The organism is Corynebacterium kalidii (assembly GCF_022869005.1).
Taxonomy (GTDB): Bacteria; Actinomycetota; Actinomycetes; order Mycobacteriales; family Mycobacteriaceae; genus Corynebacterium; species Corynebacterium kalidii.
Genome location: NZ_JALIEA010000010.1, coordinates 86,404 through 96,770, shown reverse-complemented (window position 1 = coordinate 96,770; position 10,367 = coordinate 86,404). Strand labels below are relative to the sequence as shown.

Annotated in this window: 12 protein-coding genes; 7 read left to right on the top strand and 5 right to left on the bottom strand. The window is 66.6% G+C overall.

What is annotated here, in order from left to right; all coding sequences use genetic code 11:
• Window positions 1-71: 71 nt before the first annotated feature.
• From MUN33_RS02625 to MUN33_RS02610, 4 genes are all read right to left on the bottom strand, one after another.
• Window positions 72-419: a hypothetical protein gene (locus MUN33_RS02625; protein ID WP_244803357.1), complete on the bottom strand. Its 348-nt coding sequence runs from the start codon at window positions 417-419 to the stop codon at window positions 72-74.
• A gap of 51 nt (window positions 420-470) precedes the next feature.
• The gene (locus tag MUN33_RS02620) at window positions 471-1,412 is read right to left on the bottom strand and encodes a universal stress protein (protein WP_244803356.1); all 942 of its coding nucleotides are present in this window, start codon (window positions 1,410-1,412) and stop codon (window positions 471-473) included.
• Between the two features lie 3 nt (window positions 1,413-1,415).
• Window positions 1,416-1,868 carry a MarR family winged helix-turn-helix transcriptional regulator gene (locus MUN33_RS02615; protein WP_244803355.1) on the bottom strand — a complete coding sequence of 151 codons (453 nt, stop codon included), beginning with the start codon at window positions 1,866-1,868 and terminating at the stop codon, window positions 1,416-1,418.
• A gap of 115 nt (window positions 1,869-1,983) precedes the next feature.
• On the bottom strand, window positions 1,984-3,090 hold the full coding sequence (locus MUN33_RS02610) for an inositol-3-phosphate synthase (protein ID WP_244803354.1): 1,107 nt from the start codon (window positions 3,088-3,090) through the stop codon (window positions 1,984-1,986).
• 130 nt (window positions 3,091-3,220) lie between these two features.
• Here MUN33_RS02610 and MUN33_RS02605 point away from each other — a divergent pair, with 130 nt between their 5' ends.
• From MUN33_RS02605 to dnaB, 7 genes are all read left to right on the top strand, one after another.
• Window positions 3,221-3,682 carry a DUF5318 family protein gene (locus MUN33_RS02605; protein WP_244803353.1) on the top strand — a complete coding sequence of 154 codons (462 nt, stop codon included), beginning with the start codon at window positions 3,221-3,223 and terminating at the stop codon, window positions 3,680-3,682.
• Entirely contained in the window at window positions 3,679-5,817 is a 2,139-nt protein-coding gene (locus MUN33_RS02600; RefSeq protein ID WP_439647822.1) for a transglycosylase domain-containing protein, read from the top strand. Before MUN33_RS02605 ends, MUN33_RS02600 begins: the two co-directional genes overlap by 4 nt.
• A 13-nt stretch (window positions 5,818-5,830) precedes the next feature.
• Window positions 5,831-6,031, top strand: coding sequence for a hypothetical protein (locus MUN33_RS02595; protein WP_244803352.1), 201 nt, complete (start codon window positions 5,831-5,833; stop codon window positions 6,029-6,031).
• Between the two features lie 111 nt (window positions 6,032-6,142).
• A complete protein-coding gene (rpsF, locus tag MUN33_RS02590; RefSeq protein ID WP_244803351.1) occupies window positions 6,143-6,442 on the top strand; it encodes a 30S ribosomal protein S6 in 300 nt (99 codons plus the stop codon).
• Window positions 6,443-6,507: 65 nt separating this feature from the next.
• The gene (locus MUN33_RS02585; RefSeq protein ID WP_244803350.1) at window positions 6,508-7,134 is read left to right on the top strand and encodes a single-stranded DNA-binding protein; all 627 of its coding nucleotides are present in this window, start codon (window positions 6,508-6,510) and stop codon (window positions 7,132-7,134) included.
• A 64-nt stretch (window positions 7,135-7,198) separates the two neighbouring features.
• Window positions 7,199-7,654 carry a 50S ribosomal protein L9 gene (rplI, locus tag MUN33_RS02580; protein ID WP_244803349.1) on the top strand — a complete coding sequence of 152 codons (456 nt, stop codon included), beginning with the start codon at window positions 7,199-7,201 and terminating at the stop codon, window positions 7,652-7,654.
• 651 nt (window positions 7,655-8,305) lie between these two features.
• Window positions 8,306-9,835, top strand: a complete 1,530-nt coding sequence (dnaB, locus tag MUN33_RS02575; RefSeq protein ID WP_244803348.1) for a replicative DNA helicase — start codon at window positions 8,306-8,308, stop codon at window positions 9,833-9,835.
• Here the strand turns inward: dnaB and MUN33_RS02570 are convergent, their stop codons facing one another.
• Window positions 9,836-10,300 (bottom strand): MarR family winged helix-turn-helix transcriptional regulator, encoded by a 465-nt coding sequence (locus tag MUN33_RS02570; protein ID WP_244803347.1) that lies wholly within the window; start codon window positions 10,298-10,300, stop codon window positions 9,836-9,838.
• Between the last annotated feature and the right edge of the window lie 67 nt (window positions 10,301-10,367).

Genomic DNA, 10,367 nt, shown 5'->3' with positions numbered 1-10,367 from the left:
CGGCGACAATCCGACATGGGGGCCGATGGGGGCGGATGGGGCGGATCGGTCGGGTGCCGCAGGGACGCGGGTCAGTGCCCGGCGATGAGCGGGACGGGCAATGTGGTGAAGATGATCAGGAAGAAGGGGATCAGCCACCACAGGGCCCCCATGAACGGCTGCCACCACTGGTAGCGGCGCCACTTGCGCAGCACGACCAGGCCCGCGGTGACGGGGCCGCACATCGCGACCACGGTGGGGATGATCCGTGTCGCCGCGGTGTCCCCCCACGTCAGGTCGAGGAGGAACCAGACGACGATCGTGACCACGGGGAACCCGACGGCCAACTGCCAGGCCTGACGGACCGACGTACGCCGGTCGAGCGCTTCGAGACGGTCGAGCGGGTCGGGGAGCTCTGCACTGCTGGACTGATCGGACATGATGCCTCCGAGTCTAGCCCGTGGACCGGTGCCTCCGGCTACCGCTGTACGTCAGACGGGACTGACGAGCACCGGAGCCGGCGAGTGCGCCAGGAGCTGGTTGGTGGACGGGCCGATGAAGACCCGGTTGAAGGCGCCGAGGACGGAGGACCCGACGACCAGCAACTCCCCCTTCTTCCAGTGGACGTCGTCCATCGCACCGCTCCACCCCGGTCCAGAGCCGACCTCGGTCTCGACACGCAGGTCCCGGTGCCGCTCCTCGGCGCGTTCGCGGCCCCGTGCGAGGATGCCGAGGGCCTGCCCGCGCCACCGTTCATCGGCTTCGGCGGCGTCGGGGAACGGTGTGAGGGTGGGGTACATCGACGCGCCGGTGGGGCTGAAGGCGACGAGGCGGAGCGGCACGTCCCAGCGGGACGCCAGGTCCGCGGCCTTGCGCAGCGCCTGGTGCGACTGCTCGTTGTCGACGTAGGCGCAGCTGACCCGGGTGACGCCGTGTTTCGACAGGGTCGGGCTGCGGGGCACGGTGACCACGGGCAGGGGTGCACAGTGCAGGAGGGCGTCGGCGGTGGAGCCCGCCCGGAAGCGTCCGACGGGCCCGCCGGAGGTACCGAAGCGGGACCCGACGACGATGACGTCGGCCCCGAACTCCTCGGCGGAACGGATCAGCGCCGTCGTCTCCGAGTGGCTGTGGAGCAGTTCGTCGCTGTCGTCGATCATCGACTCCGGGACACCGGCGTCGGTGAGGGCGGTGCGCGCCGCGGCGTGGCAGGCGGTCGACTCGGCCGCGGCCCAGGCCTCGAAGCGCTGTGCGGCGGCGTCGGGGACCTCGTCCCGGCCGACGCCCTCGGGCCAGATACGGGGGATGACGGTGACCGGTTTGACGTTGATCTCCGCTGTCCTGGCCAGCCAGGAGACGAAGGCCGCGGTGTCGGCCCCGGCGCCTCCGGAGTCTCCGTCAGGCCGCCAGGCCAGGAGCACCCGTAGCGGTGTCACCGGCTACTTCTCCCCCATACGACGGGAGTCAAAGACCTCCATGCCGGCCTCGAGGGTGGGGATGAACTCCTCCACCCGCTCCAGCTGCTCCGCGTCGAGGACGGAGAGGATGTTCGCCATCTGCTTGTCGCGCTCCTCGCCGATGCGGGCGAGCTCGGTCCGGCCGACGTCCGTGAGCTTCACCCGGACTCCGCGGCGGTCGCTCACGTCGCGGACGCGGGACACCAGGCCCAGCGACTCGAGGTGGTTGATCGCGTTCGACGCGGTGGGCATCCGGATCGACTCGAGGTCGGCGATCTGGCTGATGCGCAGTGCTCCGTGGGTCTGCAGGTTCATCATGATGGAGAGCTGCGCGGTACTGATGCTGGACTGCGTCGTCTGGCGGAAGTACAGCAGGTACATCCGTGTGACGACGGGTCGCAGGCGCTTCGCGACTTCAGACGGGGTAGCGGTCATGGTCACCAATCTACCGTGCTTTGCTCCTGAAAGGTATACTGGTACCACTTTTAGGCCCGTGAAGTTCCTTAACCCCGCAGTTCAGACTGCAATTCCTCGCCCACATTGATGTTGGTCACCCCTCCACGATGAAGGTCTCGAGGTCCGCGCGGCCCTGGTCGTCCGGCCGCTGGACCCGGGGCGACTTCATCAGGTAGGTGGACGCCGGGTCGACGGGCCCGCCGAGTCCACGGTCCTTGGCGATCTTCGCCGCCCGGACCGCGTCGATGATGATACCGGCCGAGTTCGGGGAATCCCACACCTCCAGCTTGTACTCCAGGCTGATGGGCGCGTCGCCGAAGGCGCGGCCCTCCAGCCGGATGAACGCCCACTTGCGGTCGTCGAGCCACTGCACGTAGTCGGACGGGCCGATGTGGACGTTGCGGTCGTCGATCTTGCCGGACAGCGCGCCGGTGAGGTTCGAGGTCACCGCCTGGGTCTTGGAGACCTTCTTCGACTCCAGGCGGTCGCGCTCCAGCATGTTCTTGAAGTCCATGTTGCCGCCGACGTTGAGCTGGTAGGTACGGTCCACCGTGACACCACGCTCCTCGAAGAGTCGGGCGAGGACGCGGTGGGTGATCGTCGCGCCGACCTGGCTCTTGATGTCGTCGCCGACGACGGGCACCCCGGCGTCCTCGAACTTCTTCGCCCACTCCGGGTCGGAGGCGATGAAGACCGGCAGCGCGTTGACGAAGGCCACGCCGGCGTCGATGGCGCACTGCGCGTAGAACTTGTCGGCCTCCTCGGAGCCCACCGGGAGGTACGACACCAGGACGTCCGCCCCGGTCTCCCGCAGGTGGGCGACGATCTCGTCGTGGGTGGCGTCGGGCTCGTCGGACTCCTCGATGGTCTCGCGGTAATACTTGCCCAGCCCGTCGGCGGTGTGGCCGCGGCGCACGGTGACCCCCAGCTCCGGCAGGTCGCAGATCTTGATGGTGCAGTTCTGGCCGGACTCGGTGGCGACGGAGACGTCCTTGCCGACCTTGTCGGCGTCGACGTCGTAGGCGGCGACCAGTTCGATGTCACGCACGTGGTAGTCGCCGAAGCGGACGTGCATGAGTCCGGGGACGGTGTCGTCGTCCGGGGTGTCCCGGTAGAACTCCAGCCCCTGGAGCAGGGAGGTCGCGCAGTTGCCGATGCCGGCGATGGCCAGCTTGATGGTGGGGTTGTCCTGTGAACTCATGACTCCGGACGTTAGCCCCGGAAACTGCGGAAAACACCCTCTGACATGGGGCGGAACGGGTCTTGATCGGTCAACGGCACGCCTTGACCGATTCACCCGCGGCCGACGGACGGATAGAATGGTCGGCACCATGTCGACAGTGCAGCCCGTCCACACCGTCCCCCACGACCTCGACCGCCAGCGGACCCTGCGTGCCGTACGGCGCGGCGAGCGTCGTCGGGCGGACGTCTGTGACGCCGACCGGGCCCTCCTCTCGTCCGCCGAGGTGCTGGGGACATGGGTCGACCGGCCCTGTCCCGTGTGCGGCGCGCCGGACCTCCGCGAAAGCCGGTGGGTCCACGGTGCGGCGATGGGGGAAAAATCGGGAACGGCGCGTAGTCTTTCGGAGATTGACGCTATCCTCGCTACCCTGTTTCCTGACGGCGTCGGACGGTCTGATAAGGAACGGCCCGACGCAGCCCCCGACGGTGTCTCCGGGAGCGGGGTGGCCGTCCACACGGTGGAGGTCTGCCTCCGCTGCCGGTGGAACCATCTCATCAGGGAAGACATGTACGGTGCCGGTAATTCCAGTACGGAGAGAACAGCCACGTGACTAACGACTCGACCACCCCCAACGACTCCACGAAACGGCAGCGCACGCGTACGCGCAAGCCGGTGTGGAGGCGTCTCTTCGCCTCAGTGGCGGCCGTCCTGGCCGTGTTGATCGTGGTGCCGCTGGTGACGTTCTTCGCCGCCTACTCGGTGACCAAGGTCCCGCAGCCGGAGGAGCTGGTGAACAACCAGATCTCGCAGATCTTCGCCAGCGACGGCACCACGGAACTGGCACGCATCGTCCCGCCCGAGGGCAACCGCCAGAACGTGGGCATCGACGAGATCCCGGAGCATGTCCAGGAGGCCGTCCTGGCCGCCGAGGACCGGGACTTCTACGACAACCCCGGGTTCTCGGTCACGGGCTTCGGTCGGGCTGCGCTCGGTCAGCTCACCGGCAAGGACGCCGGCGGTGGGTCGACCATCACGCAGCAGTACGTCAAGAACGCCGTGGTCGGCGACGAGCGCAGCCTGGTCCGTAAGGGCAAGGAGCTGGTGATCTCGGCGAAGATGTCGCGGCAGTGGTCGAAGGAGGAGATCCTCGAGGCCTACCTCAACACCATCTACTTCGGCCGGAACGCCTACGGCATCTCGGCGGCGTCGCGCGCGTACTTCAACAAGCCGATCCAGGAGCTGACCCCGGCCGAGGGTGCGGTACTCGCGGCATCGATCCAGCGACCCAGTCAGCTGGACCCGTGGACGAACCGTCCGGAGGCGGAACAGCGTTGGAACTACGTCGCCGACGGACTCGCGGAGATGGGGGCGGTGACCCGCCAGGAGCGTGACGAGATGGTCTACCCCGAGGTCATCGACCCCGCACAGGTCGACTCCGGCTCCGTGGCGGAGGGGACCAACGGTCTGATCAAGAGGCAGGTCCTTGCCGAACTCAACGCCAACGGCATCACCGAGGAGGCGGTGAACACCGGCGGGCTGAAGATCACCACCACCATCGACGCCAACCAGCAGCAGGCCATGGTCGACAACGTGCACGGCGTCATGGAGTCACAGGCGGACACGGTGCGCTCGGCCGGCGTGGCCATCGACCCGAAGACCGGCGGGGTGCGTGCCTATTACGGCGGCGACGACCCCACCGGCCTGGACTGGGCGAACGCCGGCCTGCAGACCGGTTCGACGTTCAAGATCTTCACCATGGCGGCGGCGGTGGAACAAGGCATCCCCACCTCTACCCCCTACGACTCCTCCCCCGTCTTCACCGGGTCGACACAGGTCGGTAACGTCGGCGGTGAATCCTGCGGCACCTGCTCGATGTCCGAGGCTCTGATGCGTTCCCTGAACACGACGTTCATCCGCGTCGCCCGTGACCTCAACGGCGGCCCGCAGGACGTCGCCGACATGGCGCACCGGCTCGGTGTCGCCGAGGAGCTCCCGGGCATCGGAGCCACGCTGCGTGAGAATGGCGGCACCCCCTTCGAGGGCATCACCCTGGGCCAGTACCAGTCGCGTCCGCTGGACATGGCGTCCGCGCTGGCCACGCTGACCAACCAGGGCCGCTACTTCCCCCCTCACTTCGTGTCGAAGGTGGAGACCTCCGAGGGTGAGACGCTGATGGACAACAGCGACATGGAGCCCACCCAGGTCGTCCAGCCCGAGGTCGCCGACCAGGTGATCGCGGCGATGGGCCCGATCGCCGCCTACTCCAACGGCCACTCGTTGGCCGGCGGACGGCCCAGCGCGGCCAAGACCGGTACCGCCCAGCTGGGTGACACCGGGCAGAACAAGGACGCCTGGATGATCGGTTCGACCCCCCAGCTGGCGACGGCGGTGTGGATCGGTGACACCGACGGCCAGCCTCTGATGGACGGCCGGTACGGCGGTTCGATGTACGGTTCGCAGTCGCCGTCGGACATCTGGCAGGGCTTCATGAACGAGGCCCTCGTCAACGAGGAGGTCGAGCAGTTCGCCAGCTCGGTGCCCGTGGTCCAGACCCCGCAGACCGGATCGTCCTCCGGGACGCAGGGCGGTGGCACGGGTACCGGGGACGGTGCCGCCGAGGACGACGGGGAGGCTGACAGCGGCGTCTCCGAGGACCTCCCCGACCCGGGCGTGAACCCGGGCACCGGTACCGGTCAGGACACCGACATCGGGCGGATGATCGACGACTTCCTGAACAACCTCTGATCGGCCGGCCGGAATGTCGAGTACGGAGCTGCTGATCACCATGGGCAGCGTGTTCATCGGTTTCCTGCTGTTCGGTGGCTCCTTCGCCAGTTTCATGGCGAAGCGGCGCCCGGCGGTGATCTGGGGCCTGTTCGGTGCGGCGATCGTGTTCATCACGGTGATCCCCGTGATCGTCGCGGTGTTCTGGGCCACGGCGGGCCCGGTGTCCGGATAAGTTGGGGCCAGGTCATATGGCGTGTATTCTGATCAGGTTGCTGACGCAACGAACCCTCCTGCCGTGACCACTCCCGGTCGCGGCCGAAAAAACACTAGACCACAGGAGGTGATGAGGTCCGTGCGTCAATACGAGATGATGATCATCATCGACCCGTCACAGGATGAGCGCACCGTTACCCCGTCCCTGGACAAGTTCCTCGAGACGGTCCGCAAGGACAACGGTACGGTTGACAAGGTTGATATCTGGGGCAAGCGTCGCCTGGAGTACCCGATCAACAAGCAGGACGAGGGCATCTACGCTGTCGTCGACCTGAACTGTGAGTCGGCCACCGTCCAGGAGCTCGACCGCGTTCTGAACCTGAACGACATCATCATGCGCACGAAGGTGCTGCGCAAGGACGCCAAGTAAGCGTCCTCACGATATCCGGATCAACGTCGGACCGACGCTGACATCGACTGACAGGAGAAACTGACATGGCACAGGGAGACACCCCGATCACCCTCGTCGGGAATCTCGTCGCGGACCCCGAGCTGAGGTACACCCCCAGCGGTTCCGCCGTCGCGAATTTCCGCGTGGCTTCGACGCCGCGCCGTTTCGACTCCCAGTCGAACCAGTGGGTGGACGGCGAAGCACTGTTCCTCCAATGCAACGTGTGGCGCCAGGCGGCCGAGAACGTGGCGAACTCGCTCACCAAGGGTGACCGGGTGATCGTCACGGGCCGTCTGCGGCAGCGCTCCTTCGAGACCCGTGAGGGCGAGAAGCGCACCGTGTTCGAGGTCGAGGCCGACGAGGTCGGCCCGTCCCTGAAGTACGCCACGACCCAGGTCACCAAGACCCCCCGCCAGGGTGGGAACTTCGGTGGCCAGCAGGCCCCGCAGGGCGGCGGCCAGGCCGGTAACCAGGGAGGCTTCGGTGGAAACCGTGGCCAGGGTGGTTTCGGCGGTCAGCAGGGACACCAGGGTGGTCAGCCCAACCAGGGTTTCGGCGGCAACGCCGGGAACCAGGGTGGGTTCGGCGGGCGCAACGCCGCGCCGGACGACGACCCGTGGAACTCCGCTCCGCAGTCCGGTTTCGACGGCGGCGACGAACCGCCGTTCTGATCCGTCGTGTGAGTTCACCCCCAGATCCTCCGGGATCTACCGAAACCATGAAAGGCTACGGATCATGAAGCTGATCCTCACCGCCGCCGTCGACAACCTCGGTGTCCCCGGTGACATCGTCGAGGTCAAGGCCGGCTACGGACGCAACTTCCTGCTGCCGCGCGGCTACGCCATCACCGCCACCCGTGGCGCTGAGCGTCAGGTGGAGAACATCCGCCGTGCACAGCAGGACAAGGTCATCCGCGATCTCGACCACGCCCGCGAGGTCAAGGACGAGATCGACCGTCTGAACACCGTCACGGTCACCGTGCGTACCTCGGAGAAGGGCAAGCTGTTCGGCTCCGTCACCGCTGACGACGTCGCTGCTGCCGTGAAGGCCGCCAACGGCCGTGAGCTGGACAAGCGCACCATCGTCCTCAACCAGGGTGACGTCAAGGCGACCGGTTCCTACAACGTCGACGTGAAGCTGCACCCGCAGGTCGTCGCGTCGCTGAACTTCAAGGTCGTCGCAGAGAAGTAGTTCTCTCCTCGCCTCCCCTGTCACAGGAACCCGTCCATGGTTCCGCGGACAACCCCCGGCCTAGACACCCGGGGCTCCCGGCCTAGACAACCGGTGTGTCCGCGGTCCGGGTACCCTGTGCCGGCGGCGAAGAACGCCACCATCTGTAAGACAACAGCATCGTCCGACAGGCCCGCCCCGGTCATCCGACCGGCCGGCGGGCCTTCGGCATGTCCGGGGCAGGGTGTGTGCATCTGTGGAAGGTTGTGCACAGCCATCCGCAGCCCTGTGGATAACTGTGGACAACGGAGGATAAGGCGCGCTGATATGCACGAAATATGCGCATATTTAGTTATGCTGTGACCTCGGAAAACGCAGGACGGGGGGTATCTGGCCTGCGGTAAGAGACGTTGTCCACGTCGCATAGCCACTAATATTTCACACAAATAACACGGTGACCTGCGGTAATGGAGAAAACTGCAGGTCAGTACGATTGGTGTCCACACGTTGTCCACAGGCCGTGCAGGTACGACGTCCATACGCACACATTCTGTCCACAACTCTCACACACACCCTGTGGACAACTCCGGCGCGGGCACGCCGCGGGTAGGGTGGGGACGGTGGACAACCGTAGGCGTGGAGCCTGTGGTGGAGGGGGCTAGAATCATGGACATGAGCACACCGGAACGGGCACGCGACAGCTTCGCCGACGACGCAGGGGACGCTCCCCTGCCGCCGGAGCCTGACCAGTGGGACGGCGAGGCGTACACGCCTGCACCGGTATCCGGTGGCTTCGGCGGGCAGGGCGGCCAGGGGGGACGCGGCAACTACCGCAGGCGCGACAATGAGACGGGCGCGGGCGGGGCGTTCCTCGAGGCACGGCAGATGCCGCAGAACACCGAGGCGGAGATGGGCGTGCTCGGCGGCATGATGCTGAGCAAGGACGCCATCGCCGACGTCGTTGAACGGCTGCGTCCGGACGACTTCTACCGGCCGGCCCACCGCACGATCTACGAGACCATGCTCGAGCTCTACGGCGAGGGCATGGAGGTCGACCCGGTGATCCTCGCCGGGCGTCTGGACAACAACGGCATCCTGGACAGCGTGGGCGGGGCCCCGTACCTGCACGAGCTCTCCGCTAAGGTGCCCACGGCCGCCAACGCGGGGTACTACGCCGACCTGGTCTCCGAGAAGGCCGTCCTGCGCCGTCTCGTGGCCGCCGGGACGCGCATCGTGCAGTACGGCTACTCCGGGTTGGAGGGCAGTGAGCTGGAGAGCGTGGTAGACCGCGCCCAGCAGGAGATGTTCAACATCACCAACGAGTCCGCCTCGGAGGACTACATGGTGCTCCAAGACCTCCTGGAGTCCACCATGGACGAGCTGGACGCGCTGGAGAACGGCGACGGCCAGGGGCAGGGCGTGCTCACCGGGTTCAGTGAGCTGGACGAGATGACCAACGGGCTGCGTGGCGGGCAGATGATCATCGTCGCCGCCCGTCCCGGTGTCGGTAAGTCGACGCTGGCGATGGACTTCATGCGGTCGGTGTCGGTGCAGCAGCACCGGGCGTCGGTGCTCTTCTCCCTGGAGATGAGCAAGTCCGAGGTGATGATGCGTGTCTTCTCGGCAGAGGCGGAGGTGCCGTTGTCGGTGATGCGCGGCGGCAAGATGGTCGACTCGCAGTGGGACAAGCTGACCCAGCGGGTCACCGCCATCGAGGACGCCCCGATCTTCATCGACGACTCGCCGAACCTCACGATGACCGAGATCCGCGCGAAGGCCCGGCGCCTCAAGCAGAAGCACGACCTCGGGCTGATCGTCGTGGACTACCTGCAGCTGATGAGTTCGGGCAAGAAGGTCGAGTCACGTCAGCAGGAGGTCTCGGAGTTCTCCCGTCAGCTGAAGCTGCTGGCCAAGGAAGTCGATGTGCCGCTGATCGCGATCTCGCAGCTGAACCGTGGTGTCGAGTCGCGTGGCGACGACGCCCTGCCGCGCGTGTCCGACCTGCGTGAGTCCGGTTCGCTGGAGCAGGACGCCGATATCGTCCTGCTGATCAACCGTCCCGACGCGCAGAACCGTGACCATGAGCGCGCCGGTGAGGCCGACCTGATCCTGGCCAAGCACCGTGGTGGGCCCATCGGCACGGTCCAGGTCGCCCACCAGCTGCACTACTCGAAGTTCTCGGACCTCAGCAGGGGTGTCTGACTACCCGGTGAACTGCCGTCCCAGCGTGTCCAGGATGTCGTGGAGGGCGGCCGTCTGGTCCTCGTCGAGGACGTCGAACATCATCCGCCGGACCGACGCGACGTGGGAGGGGGCCGCGTCCCGGATCGTGGCGAGCCCCAGGTCGGTGAGGACAACGAAGGCGCCGCGACCGTCGGAGTTGCACGTCTCCCTACCGAGGAGGCCCCGGTTGATCATGCGCGTGATCTGGTGGGAGAGCCGCGAGCGGTTCCAGGCCAGCCGGTCGGCGAGCACCGCCATGCGCATCCTGTTCCCCTCGGCCTCGGAGAGGTTCACCAGGACCTCGTAGTCGGCCATGGAAAGCCCCGTGTCACGCTGCAGGTCCCGGGCCAGTGCGGTGTCCATGCGTCGGGCCACCGACAGCCAGGAGCGCCACAGTTCCTGTTCCGCCTCCGTGAGCCAGGGGGTCGTCTTGCCGTTCATCATATGTCCATTGAACCACAGCGAGAAAGTAGTTGACACATCAACTATCCGGGTCTATTCTGAACCCCGT

Coding starts and splice junctions, on each gene's coding strand:
- MUN33_RS02610 (WP_244803354.1), bottom strand. CDS start 3,090: ATGAGTTCACAGGACAACCCCACCATCAAGCTGGCCATCGCCGGCATC.
- MUN33_RS02625 (WP_244803357.1), bottom strand. CDS start 419: ATGTCCGATCAGTCCAGCAGTGCAGAGCTCCCCGACCCGCTCGACCGT.
- MUN33_RS02570 (WP_244803347.1), bottom strand. CDS start 10,300: ATGATGAACGGCAAGACGACCCCCTGGCTCACGGAGGCGGAACAGGAA.
- MUN33_RS02585 (WP_244803350.1), top strand. CDS start 6,508: ATGGCACAGGGAGACACCCCGATCACCCTCGTCGGGAATCTCGTCGCG.
- dnaB (WP_244803348.1), top strand. CDS start 8,306: ATGAGCACACCGGAACGGGCACGCGACAGCTTCGCCGACGACGCAGGG.
- MUN33_RS02595 (WP_244803352.1), top strand. CDS start 5,831: ATGTCGAGTACGGAGCTGCTGATCACCATGGGCAGCGTGTTCATCGGT.
- MUN33_RS02605 (WP_244803353.1), top strand. CDS start 3,221: ATGTCGACAGTGCAGCCCGTCCACACCGTCCCCCACGACCTCGACCGC.
- rpsF (WP_244803351.1), top strand. CDS start 6,143: ATGAGGTCCGTGCGTCAATACGAGATGATGATCATCATCGACCCGTCA.
- MUN33_RS02615 (WP_244803355.1), bottom strand. CDS start 1,868: ATGACCGCTACCCCGTCTGAAGTCGCGAAGCGCCTGCGACCCGTCGTC.
- rplI (WP_244803349.1), top strand. CDS start 7,199: ATGAAGCTGATCCTCACCGCCGCCGTCGACAACCTCGGTGTCCCCGGT.